Below are 21,135 nucleotides of genomic sequence, written 5' to 3'. Positions count from 1 at the left end.
AAGTCGCCTCGAAAGACGTAATCATCGGAAGAACGGCAGGGAGATCGTCCGTCCCCGTGCCGGCCCGGCGCGCACGGGGACGGGCGGGAATCAGCCTCTGACGAGGGTGATTTCCTGTCGCTGGATCGCGTGGAAGGCCGGCTTGACCGCGATGCCCTCGGGGCGCATTTCCAGCAGGGTGGCCTCGACGTGGGCCGTACCGGGGCGCAGTGCGTCGGCCGCCGCGGGCCGGCCGGTGTTGACCCAGCGGTGCTCCTCGCCGTCGCACACGGCCTTCGTGCCGCCGATGCCGTAGCTGAGGACCCCGGAGTTCTGGCTCACGGAGGAGCTGACGTACACCGGGCCGGTGCCGGCGGTGCAGCGGTAGGTGCCGGAGAGGGTGATGGTGCCGTCCGAGGCGATCCGGCCGGTCCGGTCGACGGTCAGCGTCTCGGTGGCGGTGGGGGCGGCGCTCGCGGCGGGGGCCGCCAGGAGGAACAGGGCGGCGCCGGCGGCCGCGGCGAAGGTGGCGGGTCGTACACGCATGGTGGAATCTCCCGGTTGTTCGAGTGTGGGGCTTCCACTGGTACCGGGCGGGCGGGCCGACGGCCGTCATCGTCACCCCTTCGGTGGCGAGTCCGCGTCGGCCGTCGTGGAACCGTCGCCGGGTTGTCCGGGTGTTGTCACGCTTCGCCGCCGGGCCTTGGCGATGACTTCTCGGCGGGCGCACGGTCGAACCATGCGACGGTCCCACCGACGGGACGGTCTTCCGATGTGGAGGTGCGCCATGTGTTCCCACCGGCCTTCCTGCCCCGCGACCGGCTCCTCCCCCGCCGCGCACGTCGTCGCCGCGCACCCGGAGCAGGGCTGGAGCCTGCTGTGCGACGGCACCATCGTCTTCGACGACACCGGCGAGCTGCTGCCCGACGGCCGTGTCGTCGCGCCGCACCGGGTGTCCTCCGGGCGGCTGGCCATGGCCGCCTGATCACGTCGCGGCGATGAACTCCCGCAGTTCGCGGGCGAGTCGTTCGGGCTGGTCCTCGGCGATCAGCGTCCGGGCGTCCTCGATCTCCACCAGCCTTCCCTGCGGGAGGAGTTCGGCCAGACGGCGGCCGTGGGCGCGGGGCATCATCAGGTCCTCGGTCGCCCAGACGACGAGCGCGGGCCGGTCGAAGGTCCGCAACCCTTCGGCCGCTTCGAGGAGTTCCGCCCTGCGGACATGGGTGCCGTAGTGCCGGAAGTCGCGCCGGATCGCCGGGTCCGTGCGCAGCGGGCGGAGCCAGCCGTCGACGACCGCGTCCGGCACGGGGTGCTTGGTGAGCGCGCCGATGCCGACGGGCAGTCGGCGCAGCGGCTTCAGGCCGAGGGTACGGACCAGCACGGACACCCCGCCGGGCACCTTGCACGCCACGCCGATCAGCTTGCCCGGCAGTCCCGGCGGATAGTTGTCGAAGGCTTCGCACGAGATCAGCACCAGCCGCGCCAGGCGCTCGGGATGGCGGGCCCCCACCGTCTGCGCGCGCCCGCAGTCGCTCTCGACCAGGGTGACGTCCCTGAGGTCGAGACGGTCCAGGAACTCCGCGATCAGTTCGTTGACGAGGTCCGGCGTGGGCGGCCGGGTCATGGGCCGGCGGTGGGAGCCGTAGGGCAGGGTCGGCGCGATCACACGGTGGTCGGTGCGCAGGCCGGCGACGACCTTGCGCCAGACGGTGGCGTCGTGGACGAGACCGTGGAGCAGGACCACGACCGGGCCGTCGCCTCCGGTGTCCTCGTACTCGATGGTGCCCGTGCTCAGCTCGATGTCCGGCATGACCGAATGCTAGGGCCGGGCAGGGGATTACGGCAGTACGGCGAAACCGTCCAGTTCCACCAGCGCCCGCTCGTCCCAGAGGCGTACGACCTCCACGACCGCCATGGCCGGGTAGTCGCGTCCCGCCAGTTCGCGCCACAGGCGGCCCAGTTCGGCGGCGTGGGCGCGGTAGGCGGCGACGTCCGTGGCGTAGACGGTGACGCGGGCGAGGTCGGCGGGGGTGCCGCCGGCGGCGGACAGGGCGGTCAGAAGGTTGGTGAGGGCCTTCGCGAACTGTTCGGGGAGGGTGTCGCCGGTGACCTTGCCGTCGGTGTCGAGGGCGGTCTGGCCGGCCAGGAACACGACGCGGGTGCCGGTGGCGACGACGGCGTGGGAGAAGCCGGTGGGCGGGGAGAGTTCGGGCGGGTTCACCCGTTCGGCGCTCATGCCCCGGCCTCCTTGTCCAAGTCCTGCTTCCGGTACAGCTCCTTGGCGATGATGCCGCGTTGCACCTCGCTCGCGCCCTCGTAGACGCGGGGGGCGCGCACCTCGCGGTAGAGGTGTTCGAGGAGGTGGCCGCGGCGCAGGGCGCGGGCGCCGTGCAGCTGGACGGCCCGGTCGACGACGTACTGGGCGGTCTCGGTGGCGAGCAGTTTCGCCATGGCGGCGCGCTGCGGGACGTCCCCGGCGCCCGTGTCGTACGCCGTCGCCGCCGCGTACACCATCAGGCGGGCCGCCTCGGTGCGCAGGGCCATCTCGGCGACCTGGTGGGAGACGGCCTGGAGGTCGCGGAGCTTTCCGCCGAAGGCGTCGCGCGCGCTGGTGTGCGCCAGGGTCGCGTCCAGGGCCGCCTGCGCCATGCCGACCGCGAAGGCGCCGACGCTGGGACGGAACAGGTTGAGGGTGTCCATGGCGACGCGGAAGCCGCGGTCCCTCTCACCGAGCACGTCGTCGGCGGTGACGGGCACGGCGTCGAAGCCGAGGGTCCCGATCGGGTGCGGCGAGAGCATGTCGAGGGCCGTGCCGGTGAGGCCGGGGCGGTCGGCGGGCACCAGGAAGGCCGTGATGCCACGTGCTCCGGCGCCGGGGGTGGTGCGGGCGAAGACGGTGTAGAAGTCGGCCTCGGGGGCGTTGGAGATCCAGCACTTCTCCCCGGTGAGCCGCCAGCCGGACCGGCCGTCGGGGTCGGCGGCGAGGGCCGTCGACTGCTCCGACGAGGCGTCCGACGCCCAGGCCCCGGCAGACTCCCCACTGCCCGGTCCACCGGCCCACGGACCCAAGGACCCACCTGACGCCACCACATCCGGACGCGAGCCCGGCCCTTCGACACGCCCGCCACGCTCCCCACCGCCCGAACCACCCGCCCACGAACCCACGGACCCACCTGACGCCACCACATCCGGACGCGAGCCCGGCCCTTCGACACGCCCGCCACGCTCCCCACCGCCCGAACCACCCGCCCACGAACCCACGGACCCACCTGACGCCACCACATCCGGAAGCGAGCCCGGCCGGCCGGTGGGCGAGCCGCCTTGCCCGGTGTCCGCCGGCTCGCCGGGGGCGGGCAGGTGGGGTCCTCCGGGGTCGCTGCCCCGTGCCGGGCCGACCCCCGTCGAGCCGTCCCGTGCCGCCGGCGCCGCCGCGTCCGTCCGGTCGTCCGGGTCCGCCCGCAGCGTGAGCGCCGCCGCGTCGGAGCCGGCGCCCGGCTCGCTGAGCGCGAAGGCCGCCACGGCGCTGCCGTCGCCGACACGCGGCAGCCAGCGGGCGCGCTGGACCTCGGTGCCGTGGGCGTGCACCGGGTGGGCACCCAGGCCCTGGAGGGCGAGGGCGGTCTCGGCCTCCGTGCAGGCGTAGGCGAGGGACTCGCGCATGAGACACAGGTCGAGCGCTCCGGAGGTGAAGAGCCGGGGCAGCAGGCCGAGGGCGCCGAGTTCGGCGACGAGGGGACGGTTGACGCGGCCCGGTTCGCCCGTCTCGGCCAGGGGGCGCAGCCGCTCGGCGGCGAGGGCGCGCAGTTCCTCGCACCAGGTGAGCTGTGCCGGTTCGAGCGAGAATGCGGTCATCGCCGGTCCCTTCCCTCCCCGCTGGGCCACTGGCGAGGGTATCGCGCCCCGTTGACTGTCGTCACCAACACGATACGCTCGTTGCGCGAGCCCACCACGGCAAAGGGGGCGAACCGCCATGGCGGATCCGCACCGCTCGGCCCATGTCGACACCTTCGCGCGCGAGCACCTGCCGCCCGCCGACCAGTGGCCCGAACTCCGCTTCGACCTGCCGGAGCTGCGCTACCCGGCGCGGCTGAACTGCGCGGCCGAACTGCTCACCGGCCCGCCCGACGACCGCCCCGTCTTCCGTACCGCGTCCGGCGACACCTGGACGTACGGGCAACTGCGCGCCCGCGTCGACCGGATCGCCCACCTCCTCACCGGCGACCTCGGTGTCGTCCCCGGCAACCGGGTGCTGCTGCGCGGCCCCACCACGCCGTGGCTGGCGGCCTGCTGGCTGGCGGTGCTGAAGGCGGGCGCGGTGGCGGTCACCGTGCTGGCCCAGCAGCGGCCGCACGAGCTGAGCCAGATGTGCGAGATCGCGCACGTGCGGCACGCCCTGTGCGACGTCCGGGCCGTCGACGACCTGGCCAAGGCGGAGGTCCCCGGGCTGCGGATCACGACGTACGGCGGCGACGCGCCCGACGACCTGCTGCGCCGCACGGCGCCCGGCACTCCGTATCCGGCCGTGGAGACCGCGGCCGACGACGTGGCGCTGATCGCCTTCACCTCGGGCACCACCGGGCGTCCCAAGGGGTGCATGCACTTCCACCGCGATGTGCTGGCCATAGCCGACACCTTCTCGCAGCATGTGCTGCGGCCCCACGCGGACGACCTGTTCGCGGGCAGTCCACCGCTCGGCTTCACCTTCGGGCTCGGCGGGCTGGTCGTCTTCCCGATGCGGGCCGGGGCGAGCGCCCTGCTGCTCGAACAGGCCGGTCCCAGGCAGCTGTTGCCCGCGGTCGCCGAGCACCGGGTGTCGGTGCTGTTCACAGCACCGACGGCCTACCGGGCGATGCTCGACGACCTGGACGGGTACGACCTGACCTGTCTGCGGCGCTGCGTCTCGGCGGGCGAGAACCTGCCCGCGTCCACCTGGCGGGCGTGGCACGAGCGCACGGGCCTGCGGATCATCAACGGCATCGGGGCGACGGAGCTGCTGCACATCTTCGTCTCCGCGGCCGACGACGACATCAGGCCCGGCACGACGGGCGTTCCGGTGCCGGGGTGGCACGCGCGCGTGCAGGACGTGGACGGCGAGCCCGTGCCCGACGGGGAGCCCGGACTGCTGGCCGTGCGCGGACCGGTCGGCTGCCGGTACCTCGCCGACCCACGGCAGCGGGAGTACGTGCGCGGCGGCTGGAACATCACCGGGGACACCTACGTCCGTGAGCCCGATGGCTACTTCCGGTACGTGGCCCGCGCCGACGACATGATCATCTCCGCCGGGTACAACATCGCCGGGCCGGAGGTGGAGGACGCGCTGCTGCGGCATCCGGACGTCGTCGAGGCGGCGGTGGTGGGCCGGCCGGACGAGGCCCGCGGGCAGGTCGTGGTGGCCTACGCCGTGCTGAAGGAGGGCGCCGAGCGGGACGCCGAGGCCCTGCGCGCGTATCTCGTCTCCGAGCTGGCGCCGTACAAGTGCCCCCGCGAGATCTTCTTCCGGGACGCGCTGCCGCGCACGGCGACCGGCAAGCTCCAGCGGTTCCGGCTGCTGAGCGCCGGTGACGCCCGAGGCGACCAGGCGTGATGCCGACGACCTAAGATGATCAACGTGTCCGACCAGCATGTGCAGCACGCCCCGAGGTCCCTCATCGTCACCCTCTACGGCGCGTACGGCCGCTTCGTGCCGGGACCGCTGCCCGTCGCCGAGCTGATCCGGCTGCTGGCGGCCGTCGGCGTGGACGCGCCCTCCGTGCGCTCGTCGGTGTCCCGGCTGAAACGGCGCGGGCTGCTGGTGCCCGCCCGTACGGCGCAGGGCGCGGCGGGATACGAGCTGTCCGACGAGGCACGGCAGTTGCTCGACGACGGCGACCGGCGCATCTACGCGCGGGCGCCGTACGAGGACGAGGGGTGGGTGCTGGCCGTGTTCTCGGTGCCGGAGTCGGAGCGGCAGAAGCGGCACGTGCTGCGCTCCCGCCTGGCCGGGCTCGGCTTCGGCACCGCCGCCCCCGGTGTGTGGATCGCCCCGGCCCGGCTGTACGAGGAGACCCGGCACACGCTGGGCCGGCTGGGCCTGGAGGCGTACGTGGACTTCTTCCGCGGTGAGCACCTGGGCTTCTCGCCGACCGCGGAGGCGGTGGCACGCTGGTGGGACCTGGCCGCGATCGCCAAGGAGCACGAGGCGTTCCTCGAACGGCACGCGCGCGTGCTGCGCGACTGGGAGCGCCGGGAAGACACCCCGCCGGACGCGGCCTACCGCGACTACCTCCTCGCCCTGGACTCCTGGCGCCACCTGCCCTACACCGACCCCGGACTGCCCGCCCGGCTGCTGCCCGAGGACTGGCCGGGCGTGCGTTCGGCGGCCGTCTTCCGGGCCCTGCACGAGCGGCTGCGCGACGCGGGGGCGGTCTACGCGGGGGTGGCGGAACAGTGAGGCCCTGTGCCCCGCGTCACCTTTCCGCGCGATAAGGGAACCCTCAGCATCCTCCGACCGTCTTCTCAGGTTCGCTGCCTAGCGTCGTGACTCATGAGTCTCATGCGTAGCTTGAACCGGGCCCTCACCGCCACCACCGGCCTCCAGGTGCGGCGGGCTCCGCAGCCGGCCGCGGCGAAGCCGCAGGCGGTGGCCGCCGCGAAACCCGCGGAGCGGAGCGCGGCCACGTACCGATGTCCGTCGGCCGAGGACCTGCCGACCGACCGGCTGCTGCGGCGGCCGGTCTTCATCATCTCGTCCATCCGGTCCGGCTCGACCCTGCTGCGCATGATGCTGGGCGCCCACTCGCGGCTGCACACCCTGCACGAGCTGCACCTCGGCCGGATGGACGTCACCTGCAACAACTGGCACTCGGAGCGGGCCATGGGCGCGCTGGGGCTGGGGCGCGGCGACCTGGAGCATCTGCTGTGGGACCGCGTCATGCACCGCGAACTGGTCAAGTCCGGCAAGGACTTCATCGTCGAGAAGACGCCGGCCAACGCCTTCATGTACCGGCGGATCCGGGACTGCTGGCCGGACGCGCGGTTCGTCCTGCTGCTGCGCCACCCGGAGTCGATCGCCCGTTCCTGGCACGAGAGCGACCCCGTCAAGCGGCCCTACGACAAGGCCGTCACCGAGGTGCTGCGCTACATGACGGCCGTCGAGCAGGTCCGCGCGGCCGCCACCGACGCGTGCACCGTGCGCTACGAGGACATCACCGCCGATCCCGAGCGGCAGATGCGCCGCCTGTGCGCGTACCTCGGTGTCGACTACGAACCCGCCATGCTCAACTACGGCAAGAAGAGCGGGGCCGACCTGGTCAGAGGGCTGGGCGACTGGCGCGACAACATACGCACCGGCACAGTGCAGCCCGGCCGCGCGCTGGCCGAGGACGACGAGGTCCCCGAGTCCCTGCGCCCGATGTGCCGGGCCTGGGGCTACACGACCTGAACAAACGTCACTTACCCAGTGACAAGCGGGGTTTGGGCGCCTCGGAGCGTCCGGTGCGCGGGCGCCGGCTGCCCGCCCGGTAGGGAGCGGGCCAGACGGCGCCCGGACCGTCGTAGCCCTGCTCGGCCGCCGCATGCAGCGTCCAGTGCGGGTCGTACAGGTGCGGGCGGGCCAGGGCGCACAGGTCGGCGCGCCCGGCCAGGATCAGCGAGTTGACGTCGTCCCAGGAGGAGATCGCGCCGACGGCGATCACCGGGACGCCCGCCTCGTGCCGGATGCGGTCCGCGAACGGCGTCTGGTACGACCGCCCGAACTCCGGCCGCTCGTCGGCGACCACCTGCCCCGTGGACACGTCGATCGCGTCGGCGCCGTGCGCGGCGAAGGCGCGGGCGATCTCCACGGCGTCCTCCGCGCTCGTCCCGCCCTCGGCCCAGTCGGTGGCGGAGATGCGTACCGTCATCGGCCGCTCCTCCGGCCACACGGCTCGTACGGCGTCGAAGACCTCCAGCGGGAAGCGGAGCCGTTTCGCCAGTGAGCCGCCGTAGGCGTCGGTGCGGTGGTTGGTGAGCGGGGAGAGGAAGCCGGACAGCAGATAGCCGTGGGCGCAGTGCAGTTCGAGCAGGTCGAAGCCGGCCCGCGCGGCCCGCCAGGCGGCGGCCGCGAACTGTTCGCGGATGTCGGTGAGCTGGGCCCTCGTCAGCTGCCGCGGGGTCTGGCTGTCCGGCTTGTACGGCAGCGGGGAGGCCGCCACCAGCGGCCAGTTGCCGTCCGGCAGGGGTTCGTCCATGCCCTCCCACATCAGCCGGGTCGAGCCCTTGCGCCCGCTGTGGCCGAGCTGCACACCGATCGCGGTGCCGGGTGACCGCTCGTGCACGAAGCCGGTGATCCGGCGCCACGCCTCCGCCTGCCGGCCGGTGTACAGGCCGGCGCAGCCGGGGGTGATGCGGCCCTCCTCGCTGACGCACACCATCTCGGTCATCACCAGCCCGGCACCGCCGAGGGCCCTGGCCCCCAGGTGGACGAGGTGGAAGTCGCCGGGGACGCCGTCGGCGGCCGAGTACATGTCCATCGGGGAGACGACGACCCGGTTGCGCAGGGTCAGGCCGCGCAGCCGGAACGGGGTGAACATGGGGGGTGTGCCGGGCGGGCAGCCGAACTCGCGCTCGACGGACTCGGTGAACCGGGCGTCGCGCAGCCGCAGGTTGTCGTGGGTGACGCGGCGGCTGCGGGTGAGCAGGTTGAAGGCGAACTGCCGGGGCGGCCGGTCGAGGTACCGGGGCAGGTCCTCGAACCACTCGAGGCTGGCGCGGGCCGCGCGCTGGGTGGAGGCGACGACGGGGCGCCGCTCCTCCTCGTAGGCGGTGAGCGCCTCCTCGAGCGTGGGCTGCTCGTCCAGGCAGGCGGCGAGCGCGAGCGCGTCCTCGACGGCGAGCTTGGTGCCGGAGCCGATGGAGAAGTGCGCGGTGTGGGCGGCGTCGCCGAGCAGGACGACGTTGCCGTGCGACCAGCGCTCGTTGACCACCGTGCGGAAGGTGGTCCACGCGGACTTGTTGGAGCGCAGCGGCCGGCCGCCGAGGGCGTCGGCGAAGATCTTGGCGCAGCGCTCGACCGACTCCCGCTCGTCCGCCTCGTCGAATCCGGCGGCCCGCCAGACCTCCTCGCGCATCTCGACGATCACCGTGGAGGCGTCGGCCGCATAGGGATAGCCGTGCAGTTGCATCACGCCGGGCTCGGTCTCGGCGATCTCGAAGCGGAAGGCGTCGAAGGCGAAGTCGGCGGCCAGCCAGATGTACCGGCAGCGGTGGCCGGTGATGTGCGGCCGGAACACGTCGGCGTAGGCCTCACGGGTGGTGCTGTGCACTCCGTCGGCGGCGACGACGAGGTCGTACGTCTCCGCGAGCCGGGCCGGGTCCGGGGCGGCGGCGCGGAAGCGCAGGTCGACGCCGAGGGAGCGGCAGCGCTCGTGCAGGATCGCCAGGAGCCGGCGGCGGCCGAGGGCGGCGAAGCCGTGTCCTCCGGAGGTGTGGCGGGTGTTGCGGTGGACGATGTCGATGTCGTCCCAGCGGACGAAGTGCTTCTGGAGGGCTTCGTGGACGACCGGGTCGGCGTGTTCGATGCCGCCGAGGGTTTCGTCGGAGAGGACCACTCCGAAGCCGAAGGTGTCGTCGGGGGCGTTGCGTTCCCAGACGGTGACCTGCCGGTCGGGGGCGAGGCGTTTGAGGAGGGCTGCGGTGTAGAGGCCGCCGGGGCCTCCGCCGACGATCGCCACGCGTAGGGGGTGGCTGGTCCCGTCGTGCGCCTGCGGGCCCGTCGTGGCCGATCGCGCAGTTCCCCGCGCCCCTTGGGTCGGCATCCTCACCGTCCGTTCCATTTGGGAGGGCGCTTCTCCTTGAACGCCGCGTGGAACTCCGCGTAGTCCTCGCCGTTCATCAGCAGGGCCTGGGTGGAGGCGTCCAGCTCCACCGCTGCCGCCAGTGGCATGTCCAGCTCCGCCGTCAGGAGGGCCTTGGTCTGGGCGAGCGCCAGCGCCGGGCCGTCGGCCAGGCGGCGGGCGAGCGCCTGGGCGGCCGCGTCGGTGTGGCCCTCGTCGGTCAGCTCGCTGATCAGCCCGATCCGCTCGGCCTCCAGGGCGCGCACGGGTTCCCCGAGCATCAGCAGCCGGGTGGCGTGGCCGAGGCCGACGATCCGGGGCAGCAGGTAGGCGGCACCCATGTCGCCGCCGGACAGGCCGACGCGGGTGAACAGGAAGGCGAAGCGGGCGCTGGGGTCGGCGACGCGGAAGTCGGCGGCCAGGGCGAGGACCGCCCCGGCACCCGCCGCGACGCCGTGGACGGCGGCGATCACCGGGAACGGGCACTCCCGCACGGCACGGACGACCTGGCCGGTCATCCGGTTGAAGTCCAGCAGCTGAGCGGTGTCCATGGACAGGGTCGCGCCGATGATCTCGTCGACGTCGCCGCCGGAGCAGAAGCCGCGCCCCTCGCCGGCCAGCACGAGGGCCCGTACGGCCCGCTCCCGGGACAGTTCGGCGAGCAGGTCGCGCAGGTCGGCGTAGGCGCCGAAGGTGAGCGCGTTGAGCCGGTCGGGGCGGGCGAGGGTGACGGTGGCGACGCCGTCGGCGAGGTCGACGCGCAGGTGCCGCCAGTCGGGGGTGCGTGTGGCGGAGCCGGTGAAGGGACTCATGACGGGCGGCCTCCTAGGGCGGGCGCGGCCTCACTGAGCGCTACGCCTTCGAAGTTATCACCGATCCGTGACTGTCGTCACGAGTCCGCGATAGTCCGCCCGGGGGACAGGTGACCGGACGATCGACTTCCGTGACATCCGTCACTGGACGTCAATAAGGCGGTAACAGCGGGAGCATCCGTGCGAGACGTGCCGTTCACCCGGGTAGGCCGCTCCCCGGTGGGGTCGAAGGTCCCGCGCGGTGCCCGTCGAAGGGCTCTGCCGGGCCGCGCCGTACCATTCATAAGGTTGAAAGCAGGACAGGACAGCCCTGCTCCACGAACGGACAAGCCGTGCACGATCGCTCACAAGCCCCCGGTTCCTGGCGCATCGCACTGCCGCACACCGCCGCGGCCGTGCCGGTGGCCCGCGCCCTGGTCCGTACGGCGCTGGCCGAGCTGGAGCACACGGCAGACTGCGACACCGCGGAGCTGCTCACGGCGGAACTGGTCGCCAACGCCGTGGAGCACACCGCCGGGGACGACCCGATAGAGCTGGTGGTGGAGCTGCTGCCGACCGGCTGCCAGGTCGAGGTGCACGACCCGGACCCGGCACCGCCCGGCGACCTCACCCGCCCGACCCTCGCCGAGCCGGACGTCTGGCAGGAGGGCGGGCGCGGTCTGCTGCTGATCCGCGCCCTGAGCTCGTCCTGCGGGCACCGCCCCACCGGCTCCGGCAAGGCGGTCTGGTTCAGACTGCCTGTGGTACCCGCTCAGCGGCGTCCGACGTGACCCGCGCCCGGGCGAGCCGGGAGTTCCGGCGCCCGTAGACGGCGTACACCAGCAGCCCCACCGCGAGGAACACCGCGAACTGGAGCCAGGTCGCCCGGCCCGTCTCGTACATCAGGTAGAGGCAGAACCCGACGCCCAGCAGAGGCGTCACCGGGTACAGCGGCACCCTGAAGGTACGGGCAAGGCCCGGCTCCCGGCGGCGCAGCGCGATCACCGCGACGTTGACGGCGGCCATGGTGGCGAGCGTGCCGATGGTGCAGAGGTTGACCACCGCGTCCAGCGGGGCGAAGGCCGCCGGCAGCGCGAAGACCACGCCCACGATCAGCGTGCCGGCGACGGGCGTGGCCGTGCGCGGCGAGACCTTCTCGAACACGCGCGGCACCAGTCCGTCGCGGGACATGGACAGCAGGATCCGGGTCTGGCCGTACATCACGGCGAGCACCACCGAGGCGATCGCGACGACCGCGCCGAAGGCGACGACGGCACCGCCGGCCGTGGAGCCGGTGACCTCGTTGACGACGTAGGACAGCGCGGCGGGCCGGTCGCCGACCGCGTCGCCGCCGATGGCACCGATCGCGGCGAGAGCGACCGCGCAGTACAGCAGGGTGACCAGGCCGATGCACACCAGGATGGCGACGGGGATGTCGCGGCGCGGGTTCTTGGCCTCCTCGCCGGCCGTGGTGATCGCGTCGAAGCCGATGTACGAGAAGAAGGCGGCCGTGGTGCCGGCGCCGATACCGCCGAGGCCGGCCGGTGAGAACGGGGTGAGGTTGCCGTCCTGGAAGGCGGTGAAGCCGATGGCGATGAAGGCGACGAGGACGGCCAGCTTGAGGACGGCCATCGCGGCCGTGGCGCGGGCGCTCTCCCGCACTCCGCGGATCAGCAGGACGGAGGCCAGGGCGATGACGACGACCGCGGGCAGGTTGACCGCTCCTCCGTCGCCGGGCCCCGCGGAGAGCGCGTGCGGCAGCTGGATGCCGAGGACGCCGTCCAGCAGTTCGTTGACGTACTGGCTCCAGCCGACCGCGACCGCGGACACCGACACGCCGTACTCCAGCAGGAGGCACCAGCCGACCAGGAAGGCGGTGGTCTCGCCGAGTCCGGCGTAGGCGAAGGAGTACGACGATCCGGAGACCGGGATCGCGCCGCCCAGCTCGGCGAAGGCGAACGCGGTGAAGACGCAGGTGATGGCGGCCAGGATGAACGAGACGACGACGGCCGGGCCGGCCTCGGCGACCGAGTCGGACAGGCCGACGAAGATGCCGGTGCCGACGATGGCGCCGACGCCGAAGCAGACGAGGTGGAACAGCCCCATCGTGCGCTTCAGGCCGTGGCCTTCGCGGTCCGCGCCGGATTCGGCGACGAGGACGTGGGGGGACTTGATGCGGGAAGCGGGCATTGCGGGTGGTGCTCGTTTCTGGTGGTGCGGGGGGCGCGACGGTGGTCGCGGCCGACGGCACCGGAAGGGGTGGCTCCGGGGCCGCCGGTCAGGATAACGGTCCTGGTCAGGCGAGTGTGGCGACGAGCACAGCCTTGATGGTGTGCAGGCGGTTCTCCGCCTCGTCGAAGACCACGGAGTGCGCGGACTCGAAGACCTCGTCCGTGACCTCCAGGGACGTCAGACCGTGGCTTTCGAAGATCTGCCGGCCCACCCCCGTGCCCAGGTCGTGGAAGGCGGGCAGACAGTGCAGGAACTTCACGTCCGGGTTGCCGGTGGCCCGCAGGACGTCCATGGTCACCGCGTACGGGGCGAGGGCGGTGATCCGCTCGTCCCAGACCTCCTTGGGCTCGCCCATGGAGACCCAGACGTCGGTGACGACGAAGTCGGCGCCGCGCACGCCCTCGTCCACGGCCTCGGTGAGCGTGATGCGCGCCCCGCTCGACTCGGCGAGCTCCTTCGCCCGGTCGACGACCTCCTGGGCGGGCCAGTAGGACTTCGGCGCGACGATGCGTACGTCCATGCCGAGCAGGGCGCCGGTGACCAGGTAGGAGTTGCCCATGTTGAAGCGGGCGTCGCCGAGGTAGGCGAAGGCGATCCCGCCCAGGGGCTCGGTGCTGTGCTCGGTCATCGTCAGCACGTCGGCGAGCATCTGGGTGGGGTGCCAGTCGTCGGTCAGGCCGTTGTAGACGGGCACGCCGGCGAAGGCCGCCAGCTCCTCGACCTTCTGCTGGCTGTCGCCCCGGTACTCGATCCCGTCGAACATGCGCCCGAGCACGCGCGCGGTGTCCTTCACGGACTCCTTGTGGCCGATCTGCGAGCCGGCCGGGTCGAGGTACGTCGTCGAGGCACCCTGGTCGGCGGCGGCGACCTCGAACGCGCAGCGCGTGCGCGTCGACGTCTTCTCGAAGATCAGCGCGATGTTCTTCCCCTGCAGGTACCGTGTCTCGGCCCCGGCCTTCTTGGCGGCCTTCAGCTCCGCGGCCAGCTCGACCAGGCCGCGGAACTCCTCCGCGGTGAAGTCGAGCTCCTTGAGGAAGTGGCGGCCGGCGAGGGCGGTCGGGACTGTCGCCATGGGGCGCTCCAGGGATACGGGGACGGGTCTCTGGAACAGTATACGAAACTTTGAATTCTTATACGGAAACTGAATCCCTATACGGCCCCTCGCTCCACCGGGCAGCTCATGCAGCGCGGCCCGCCCCGGCCCCGGCCCAGCTCGCTGCCCGGGATCTCGATCACCTCGATGCCCTGTTTGCGCAGGTGGGTGTTGGTGGTGGAGTTGCGCTCGTAGGCCACGACGACGCCCGGCTCGACGGCCAGCACGTTGCAGCCGTCGTCCCACTGTTCGCGCTCGGCCGCGTGGACGTCCTGGGTGGCGGTCAGGACGCGGATCTCACTGAGCCCGAGGGCGGCGGCGATCGCTCGGTGCATGTGCTCGGGCGGGTGGTCGGTGACCTTCAGCTCCTTCTCGGCCACGCCCGGTTCGATGGTGTACGAGCGGAGCATGCCGAGCCCGGCGTACTGGGTGAAGGTGTCGCCGTCGATCATCGTCATCACGGTGTCGAGGTGCATGAACGCCCGTCGCTTGGGCATGTCGAGGGCCACGATCGTGCGGGCGGAGCCCGCGGCGAACAGCTTGTGCGCGAGCATCTCGACGGCCTGGGGCGTGGTCCGCTCGCTCATGCCGATGAGGACCGCACCGTTGCCGATGACCAGCACGTCCCCGCCCTCGATGGTGGAGGGGTAGTCGGCCTGCCCTTCGGACCAGAGGTGGAACGTCTCGTCACGGAACAGCGGATGGTGCCGGTAGATGGCCTCGAAGTGGACGGTCTCCCGCTGCCGGGCGGGCCACCGCATGGCGTTGATGGAGACCCCGTCGTAGATCCAGGCGGAGGTGTCGCGGGTGAAGAGGTGGTTGGGCAGCGGACCGAGCAGGAAGTCGTCCAGCTCCATGGCGTGGAACCGCACCGAGGTGGGCTCGGGGTGCGCCTCCAGGAACTCCCGCTTGGTCATGCCGCCGACCAGGGCCTCGGCGAGTTCGCGGGCGGGCAGGGTCTCGAAGGCGGCCCGGAGGTGGTCCGTGGCCAGCACTCCGTACTCCTTCTCGTCGAAGACCCGGTCCAGGACGAGCCGTCTGGCCGCCGGGAGGTCCAGGGTCTCGGTGAGCAGGTCGCCGAAGAGGTGCACGGCGACCCCGCGGTCGCGCAGCACGTCGGCGAACCCGTCGTGCTCGGCGCGCGCCCGGCGCACCCACAGCACGTCGTCGAAGAGAAGGGCGTCCTTGTTGCTGGGGGTGAGCCTTTTGAGCTCGAGATCCGGCCGGTGCAGGATGACGCGGGTGAGCCGCCCGGCCTCGGAGTCGACATGGAATCCCATGCCTCCATCCTGACCATCCGGGTGGGGGTTCACCCCCTGCTTGCGCGGATGCGTGTGCGCCGAAGTGGTTCCGGGCGTGGGTCAGCCGCCGCGCTGCGGCTGGAACAGTTCCGGGCGGGCCAGCAGGCGGCGGGTGGACGGGCCCGGGTTCAGCGCGGCACGGGCGACGATCCAGCCCGACCGGGCGCGGGCGTCGGCGGGATCGCGGGCCAGGGCCCGCTCGTAGCCGTCGAGCGCGGTGGCCGGGTCGCCGGCGGCGAGGTGATCGTCGGGGGTTCGTGGATCGACCGGGCGGGTCGCGAAGGCGTGGGTACGGGTGTCGGGCCAGAAGCGGCGGTCCGCGCGGAAGCGGAGCGCGGCGCGCTCCGGCGCCCGCGGGTCGGCCGGCGCCGCGACATTGCGCAGCCTCCACTCGGTGCGGTGCAGGGCGGCGGCTGTGCGGGCTCGGGCGAGGGCGGCCCGGTCGACGGGTTCGCGCAGCCAGTCGTCCAGGGTCCGGGCGAGGCCCGTCACGAGCCGGTGCCCTGCCGCGGTGAGCCGGGCGCTGGCCAGCAGGGTGCGCACGACCAGCCGGCTCTGCAGCCGGCGCAGCGCGAAGTGGTAGGCCGCGATGTCGGCGTGGGCCGGTTCGGCCAGGCGGTCCCGCCAGAAACCGGCCACTCCGGTGAACGCGTAGGCGCCGTGCAACAAGCCGGTGAGGTGGCGGGGGTCGGCGCGCCAGGGAGCATAGAAGCGCTCCTCCCGGTCGTCGTCGACGAGCCGGAACAGATGGAGGAGCGCGGCCAGCTTGCTGTGCTGGAACTCGTGGACGAGCGTCTCGGCGAGGGCGAGCGCGGAACCCGGTCGGGTGATCAGCATTGCTCCGTAGGAGTCGCCGCTCGACGCCGAGACCCGTACGTCCGGCGGAGGCGGCGGTGCGAGGGTGGTCCGCCCCCACGGGACGACGGAACGGATGACCGCGGGATCGAGCCGTCCCGGTCCCGCGTCGTCCCCCGCCCCTGACAGGATGCCGACGGCGGCGCCGAACAGGTCCTGCCACGCGGCGGCCTCGTCGGCGTCGAGCCGGGCCGGGGGCGCGGGCTCGTCGAGGTCGCGGTAGGGGTCGAGGTCGTCCAGGGGGATCGCCGCGAGCCCCGGGGGACCGCCGTGCGTGAGGGTGCGCAGCGGGGTCCAGCACGCCTTGCCGTCGCCCGCCGCGGGCTCGTCACCGGCGGTGGCGGAGCCGGGCCGGCAGTCGAAGACCGCCCGTCTGCCCGGGGTGCCCACGGCGTCCGGTACCGGCCACGACAGGGACAGTCGCCCCTGGTCCGCTTCGGCCCTCCCGACCGTCGCTCCGGGCTGCACGTCCCCGAGCCGCGCCGTCCCCAGACCGGGGAAGTGGACAGCGCCGTCGAGGAGGGGGACGAGGAGCTCTGCCCGCGTCCCGGCGTGCAGAGAGGCCGCGACCGCCAGCGCGCTCAGGCGGCCGGCCTCCGCCCACAGCGGCGGACCCGTGGCGGTGCCGTGCAGCCGGCGCAGCACATGGGCGATCCAGCCGCCGGTCGCCGGGGCGAGCAGCAGCCGGTCGACCGCCTCGGGTGCCCGCTCCGCCGCCGCCTTGAGGACACTCCACGCCTCGGCGGCCGGGCTCAGGGGGGTGGGCAGGGAGTCCAGCCGGTCCAGCAGGGTGCGCAGGAGCAGCAGCCGACGGGACCTCTCCGCGCGTTCCAGGAAGAAGACGGCCTCCTTGGAGCCGCCTCCGGTGCCCAGCTCGTCGAAGAGCCGGTCGGGCATCCGGAAGGGAGCGTGGTGCTCCTCGCTCGTCATGGCGAGAGACCTCCGATCGCGGGTGCGGACGTACCCTCAGCCGACGGACGCACCGGGCTTCGTCAGAACCGGGTCGGCGAGACGGATGTGCCGCTACTCGGCCCGAGCACCGCCGCCGCCCTCTCCTCCGCCGCGCATGCTGCTGCGCGCGCGCAGGACCTCGTCGAGGAGGCGGGTGCCGGGCCCGAGCGGCGCGAGACGGTCGACGGCGGCCAGGGGCAGGGCCGCGAGATCCGACAGGTCCGACTCCCAGGCCGCTTCCCCGGCTCCGGAAGCTTCGTCGCGGGCAGTCGCCCGCACAGCAGGTGAATGTCTCAGCGGCCGGGGCAAGACGCTCCCCCTTCGTCCTCGGCGGCATACGACGCAGCGGGGCCTGGTCGTGACGGGCCCGGCAACTGCCCGATCATCGCACATGACGCCCCGGGTCCTTCGCCTGCCGAGCGGACTGGGTCAAATACCGCAGCGCCTGGTCCAGTTCACGCCCGCGCTCCGGGTCGTCGTCGACGGCCACCACCGCGTCGAACAGCTCCCACAGCGCCTGCGGACGGCGCCGGGCGAGCCCGGTGAGGATCCCGGCGACGTCCGTGCGGGCCTTGGTGTGACGGGGCAGCATCGCGGTGACTCCAGGGTCCATCGAGGCGATCACCGTCTGCCGCTCCGCCGGGTCGGCCATCAACGGATAGGCGAGGAGTGCGTCGACGGCGCGCTGCAACGCGGACACCGGGCGTTGCCCTCCGCCCGGCCCCGCCGCGGCGAGCGTCTCGGTGTGCTCCGGGCTCTGCAGCCGGATCTCCGGCTGCTGCAGAGTACGCCCCGCGTCCCTGAGGGCAGCCACCTGCCCGCGCACGGCCGGGAACAGGTCCTCCGCCTCGGGCGGCGCCGGCAGCCGGGCCGCCCGGTCGGCCAGCAGACCGAGCAGGACGTCGGAGAACAGCCCGGTGGCGCGCACCGGGTCGTTGACCGCGGCCCGGCCCCGGCCGGCGGCGCGCAGCAGGGTCTGCCGGTGGGCGAGGTTGCGCCGTCCGACCGGCAGGGCGTCGGGCGGCAGGGGCTCCCGGAAGCCGAGGTCCTCCTCGAAGGTCTCGCAGGCGTCCACGATCCACAGCTGCTCCGCGAAGCCGGGCAGAGCGTCCCCGGCGTACCGTTCGAGCGCGGATTCCAGGTCGATGCCCAGTTTGTCCTCCGTGGTGGCGTCCGCGCAGAACAGCCGTAGCCGCCCGGACCGGTCGAGGACGCCGTGTCCGCCCCACCACACCCACAGCACGTCGCCCCGCACGGCGGGGAGCTCCCGGACGAGGACCCGGCGCAGCGTGGCGTGGTCGGCCGCCGCGTACGGAACTTCGGGGACGTACGGAGGCAGCGGGGCGAGATGCAGGTGCAGCTGGGCCTCCGGTACGCCCGCGCCCCGCAGCAGGCGATGGAAGCGGACGGCATCCCTGGCGGGTCCGGGCAGGTCCCAACCGGGACCGGCGTCGTAGGTCTCGATGCCGACGACGAGGGCGTGCACGGTCGCCGGGTCCTGGTCCACGGGGCCGGTCACGGCAAGCGGTCCACGATGTGCCGGTACACCGCCGGGTTGGTCCAGTAGGCGCTGTGCGCGGCGGGGAAGGGCTGGCGGCTGTCGACGGCGACGTCTGTGACACGGCCCGGGAAGAGGCCGGCGCCGACGTGGCCGAGCAGGTCACGGGGGTCGTACAGGTTGAGCCAGTCGGGCACGTGCGGGGGCAGCGGCGCGGGATGTTCGAGGGAGGGCAGGGAACCCGACTCGTACAGGAACGGGCCCTGGGAACCGGCGGTGACCAGGAGCCGGACCTGTGGCAGCGGCGTGAGGACCAGGGTGTCCAGCGCGATAATGCCGCCGAGGCTGTGCGCGACGATCGCCACGGGTGGCTCCAACCCCGAGATCAGACCGCGCAGCCCGGCGCGGACCGCCTCGCCGCGGCTGAGGTACCGCAGGACGTCCCCGGCGGCCGGGTGGGCGGCCTCGGTGAGGGCGCGGCGGCGGCGTACGACGGCACGGGAGGCGGCCGAGCCCGCGACCCGCAGCATCAGGGAGCGCAGGCCGCGTTCCGTGCCCCGGGCGGGTGCGCCGAGGGTCTGGGCGAGCCGGTCGGCGACGGCGTCCCGGACACCGCCGACCGGCACGAGGGGGGCATCGGAGTCGAGGGCCCCGGCGACGACCCGGGCGGTCAGGCAGCGGGCGGCGACGGCGGCGAGGTCGTCCGGGCCGAGGGCGGCGGCCGCGGCGCCGAGCAGCGGGTGGGCGGCCAGGTCGGTGACGGCGCGGGCCAGGCCGGGGCCCAGCTCGGCCGCGGGCGCGTCCCCCTCTGCGGCGAGCGCGGTCAGCCGCGTCCGCAGGGTCCGGTCGGGTGGGACCGAGCCGGGCGGGAGCTCGACCGCGGGCTTGGCGCCGGCGGCGGCAAGGGTGAGTTCGGCGTACGGGTCGGCGTAGAGCGCGGCCCAGACGGCCGTGCCGTCGTCGACGTCCGGCCCGCGGCTGCGGCCCGGAGCCGGCGGCAGGCTCGCGCCGGCCGCGGCGAATGTGGCGCCGTGCGCGCCGCCCCAGTAGTACGGCACGACGCGCAATCCGTCGCGCAGGGCCGTGAGACCGGCCGCGACGCGCCCCGCGAGCGCAGAGAAGCCCGGTTCGCGCACTCCGGTCCCGTGGATGAAGACGACTGCCGTCATGTGCCCCCCGTGCCCCTGGTCAAGGCCCGCTTGCGACCTTCGATGCGACGTCAAGCCGCCCTCATTCTAGGGAGGTTGGCGGCAGCCGGCGGAGGATGACGAACGGACTGTGGGGAGACCCCCTTGAGTGCTGACTCGTTGATCACGCACTTCGTAGGTGCCTCGGCTCTGATCCTGGTGGTGGCCCATGCGGGCGGCTGGCTGGCCCGGCGGCTGAAACAGCCCTACATCGTCGGCCAGTTGTCCGCCGGCATCGCGCTCGGCCCCTCCCTGCTCGGCAGCGTGGCTCCGGACGCGTACGCGTCGCTCTTCCCCACGCAGATCGCTCCGGCGCTCACGGGGTTCGCTCAGTTCGCCCTGGTGGTGTTCCTGTTCACGGTGGGCTACGAGCTGGACCTGAAGGTCCTCGGCGACCGGGCGCGCACCTCGGTCACGGTGGCGCTGGCCTCGTTCGTCGTACCGATGGCCGTGGGCTGCGGCTGTGCGCTGCTGTTCCGGGGCCCGTTGCACGACCTGGGCATGCCGCGGGACCTCTCCCCCGCCATGGTGCTGTTCGCAGGTGTCGCCCTGTCGATAACGGCGGTGCCCGTACTGACGGCCATCGTGCGGGAGAACGGACTGTCCCGCACGGTGCCGGGCGTGGTGGCGGTCTCGGCCGCCGGGGTGCTGGACGCGGTCTGCTGGACGGTGCTGGCCGCGGCGCTTTTGGAGGGCGGCGGTGCCGAGGCGGCGCTCGACTGGCCCTGGCGAGTGGCGATCGCCGTCTGCTTCGTCACCGTCATGTCGCTCGCCGCCCGGCCGGTGCTTCGCCGGCTACTGTGGCGGACGCGCCTGGACCCTTCACTGCGGGTGGCGCTGCTCATCGGCTTCGCCCTGGGTTCGGCCTGGGTCACACACTCCCTCGGGCTGCACGTGATCTTCGGGGCACTGCTGGCCGGGGTGATGGTCCCGCGCGAGGAGGGCGGCACGCTCGACCCCGATCTGCTTCGGCCGTTGCACGACGTCGGCTCACTGCTGCTTCCGTTCTTCTTCGTGGTCTCGGGGCAGTCCGTGGCCCTGAACGGCATGGACGGCACGGGCTGGACCGTGCTGCTGGTGGTGACGGTGCTGGCGGTGACGACGAAGACGGTCAGCGGAACGCTCGCGGCCCGGCTCGGCGGTCTCGGCCGGCACGACGCACGGACCGTGGGCGTGCTGCTCAGCGCCCGCGGCCTCACCGAGCTGATCGCGCTCAACGCGGGTTTCCAGGCCGGTCTGCTGAGCGGCCCGCTCTACACCGTCCTGGTGTTCATGGCCCTCGCCACGACGCTGCTCACCCAGCCGCTCCTGCTCCTGACCCGCCGACTGGCCGCCCGGGACCGGACCGCACCGCCGTCCCCCGGCACTCCCGCGCCCCGGCATCCCCGGGACGGCACGGCGACGGCCTCCGCGGCGGACGTGGGCTGACGGTGCCGGTGCCGCTCCGCGACACCGGA

19 protein-coding genes and 1 pseudogene are annotated in these 21,135 nt (G+C 73.1%); 6 read left to right on the top strand and 14 right to left on the bottom strand.

Features of this window, described 5'->3' with window-relative positions; translation table 11 throughout:
- Positions 1–90 precede the first annotated feature (90 nt).
- On the bottom strand, positions 91–525 hold the full coding sequence (locus tag IE260_RS03180; RefSeq protein ID WP_189868891.1) for a DUF6299 family protein: 435 nt from the start codon (positions 523–525) through the stop codon (positions 91–93).
- A 241-nt stretch (positions 526–766) separates the two neighbouring features.
- Between IE260_RS03180 and IE260_RS03175 the strand changes: the two genes are divergently transcribed.
- Positions 767–964, top strand: coding sequence for a DUF5999 family protein (locus tag IE260_RS03175; protein WP_189868890.1), 198 nt, complete (start codon positions 767–769; stop codon positions 962–964).
- Here the strand turns inward: IE260_RS03175 and IE260_RS03170 are convergent, their stop codons facing one another.
- The 4 genes and pseudogenes from IE260_RS03170 to IE260_RS03155 form a co-directional block, all read right to left on the bottom strand.
- A complete protein-coding gene (locus IE260_RS03170; protein WP_189868889.1) occupies positions 965–1,789 on the bottom strand; it encodes an alpha/beta fold hydrolase in 825 nt (274 codons plus the stop codon).
- Positions 1,790–1,816: 27 nt separating this feature from the next.
- Positions 1,817–2,215: a RidA family protein gene (locus IE260_RS03165; RefSeq protein ID WP_189868888.1), complete on the bottom strand. Its 399-nt coding sequence runs from the start codon at positions 2,213–2,215 to the stop codon at positions 1,817–1,819.
- On the bottom strand, positions 2,212–3,336 hold the full coding sequence (locus IE260_RS03160) for an acyl-CoA dehydrogenase family protein (RefSeq protein WP_373303308.1): 1,125 nt from the start codon (positions 3,334–3,336) through the stop codon (positions 2,212–2,214). Before IE260_RS03160 ends, IE260_RS03165 begins: the two co-directional genes overlap by 4 nt.
- A gap of 87 nt (positions 3,337–3,423) precedes the next feature.
- Positions 3,424–3,831, bottom strand: a pseudogene (locus tag IE260_RS03155) (acyl-CoA dehydrogenase family protein); the annotation flags it as partial.
- Positions 3,832–3,886: 55 nt separating this feature from the next.
- Here IE260_RS03155 and IE260_RS03150 point away from each other — a divergent pair.
- From IE260_RS03150 to IE260_RS03140, 3 genes are all read left to right on the top strand, one after another.
- Positions 3,887–5,563, top strand: coding sequence for an AMP-binding protein (locus IE260_RS03150; protein WP_189869052.1), 1,677 nt, complete (start codon positions 3,887–3,889; stop codon positions 5,561–5,563).
- Positions 5,564–5,578: 15 nt separating this feature from the next.
- Positions 5,579–6,409, top strand: coding sequence for a PaaX family transcriptional regulator (locus IE260_RS03145; protein ID WP_189868887.1), 831 nt, complete (start codon positions 5,579–5,581; stop codon positions 6,407–6,409).
- A gap of 93 nt (positions 6,410–6,502) precedes the next feature.
- Positions 6,503–7,399, top strand: coding sequence for a sulfotransferase family protein (locus tag IE260_RS03140; RefSeq protein ID WP_189868886.1), 897 nt, complete (start codon positions 6,503–6,505; stop codon positions 7,397–7,399).
- Positions 7,400–7,406: 7 nt separating this feature from the next.
- Here IE260_RS03140 and IE260_RS03135 read toward each other — a convergent pair whose 3' ends face one another.
- Both IE260_RS03135 and IE260_RS03130 read right to left on the bottom strand, forming a co-directional pair.
- Positions 7,407–9,770 (bottom strand): bifunctional salicylyl-CoA 5-hydroxylase/oxidoreductase, encoded by a 2,364-nt coding sequence (locus tag IE260_RS03135; RefSeq protein ID WP_189868885.1) that lies wholly within the window; start codon positions 9,768–9,770, stop codon positions 7,407–7,409.
- Positions 9,755–10,582 carry an enoyl-CoA hydratase family protein gene (locus tag IE260_RS03130; protein WP_189868884.1) on the bottom strand — a complete coding sequence of 276 codons (828 nt, stop codon included), beginning with the start codon at positions 10,580–10,582 and terminating at the stop codon, positions 9,755–9,757. The genes IE260_RS03135 and IE260_RS03130 overlap by 16 nt, the downstream gene beginning before the upstream one ends.
- Positions 10,583–10,914: 332 nt before the next feature.
- Between IE260_RS03130 and IE260_RS03125 the strand changes: the two genes are divergently transcribed.
- A complete protein-coding gene (locus IE260_RS03125) occupies positions 10,915–11,352 on the top strand; it encodes an ATP-binding protein (protein ID WP_189868883.1) in 438 nt (145 codons plus the stop codon).
- Here the strand turns inward: IE260_RS03125 and IE260_RS03120 are convergent.
- From IE260_RS03120 to IE260_RS03090, 7 genes are all read right to left on the bottom strand, one after another.
- A complete protein-coding gene (locus IE260_RS03120; protein WP_189868882.1) occupies positions 11,312–12,751 on the bottom strand; it encodes an amino acid permease in 1,440 nt (479 codons plus the stop codon). The two genes, IE260_RS03125 and IE260_RS03120, sit on opposite strands and share 41 nt — an antisense overlap.
- A gap of 106 nt (positions 12,752–12,857) precedes the next feature.
- A complete protein-coding gene (argF, locus tag IE260_RS03115) occupies positions 12,858–13,865 on the bottom strand; it encodes an ornithine carbamoyltransferase (protein ID WP_189868881.1) in 1,008 nt (335 codons plus the stop codon).
- Between the two features lie 77 nt (positions 13,866–13,942).
- Positions 13,943–15,166, bottom strand: coding sequence for an arginine deiminase (locus tag IE260_RS03110; RefSeq protein WP_189868880.1), 1,224 nt, complete (start codon positions 15,164–15,166; stop codon positions 13,943–13,945).
- Between the two features lie 81 nt (positions 15,167–15,247).
- Entirely contained in the window at positions 15,248–16,972 is a 1,725-nt protein-coding gene (locus IE260_RS03105) for an HEXXH motif domain-containing protein (protein ID WP_189868879.1), read from the bottom strand.
- 93 nt (positions 16,973–17,065) lie between these two features.
- Complete coding sequence (locus IE260_RS03100; protein WP_189869073.1) at positions 17,066–17,272, bottom strand: hypothetical protein; 207 nt, start codon at positions 17,270–17,272, stop codon at positions 17,066–17,068.
- A gap of 103 nt (positions 17,273–17,375) precedes the next feature.
- Positions 17,376–18,512 carry an effector-associated domain 2-containing protein gene (locus tag IE260_RS03095; protein WP_189868878.1) on the bottom strand — a complete coding sequence of 379 codons (1,137 nt, stop codon included), beginning with the start codon at positions 18,510–18,512 and terminating at the stop codon, positions 17,376–17,378.
- Positions 18,509–19,660 (bottom strand): hypothetical protein, encoded by a 1,152-nt coding sequence (locus tag IE260_RS03090; protein ID WP_189868877.1) that lies wholly within the window; start codon positions 19,658–19,660, stop codon positions 18,509–18,511. The genes IE260_RS03095 and IE260_RS03090 overlap by 4 nt, the downstream gene beginning before the upstream one ends.
- Before the next feature lie 123 nt (positions 19,661–19,783).
- Here IE260_RS03090 and IE260_RS03085 point away from each other — a divergent pair, with 123 nt between their 5' ends.
- Entirely contained in the window at positions 19,784–21,106 is a 1,323-nt protein-coding gene (locus IE260_RS03085) for a cation:proton antiporter (RefSeq protein WP_189868876.1), read from the top strand.
- The last annotated feature ends 29 nt before the right edge of the window (positions 21,107–21,135 follow it).

This window comes from Streptomyces viridiviolaceus (genome assembly GCF_014650995.1).
Taxonomy (GTDB): Bacteria; Actinomycetota; Actinomycetes; order Streptomycetales; family Streptomycetaceae; genus Streptomyces; species Streptomyces viridiviolaceus.
The sequence above is the reverse complement of the archived record's forward strand: the minus strand, read 5'-3'. Positions and strand labels throughout refer to the sequence as shown.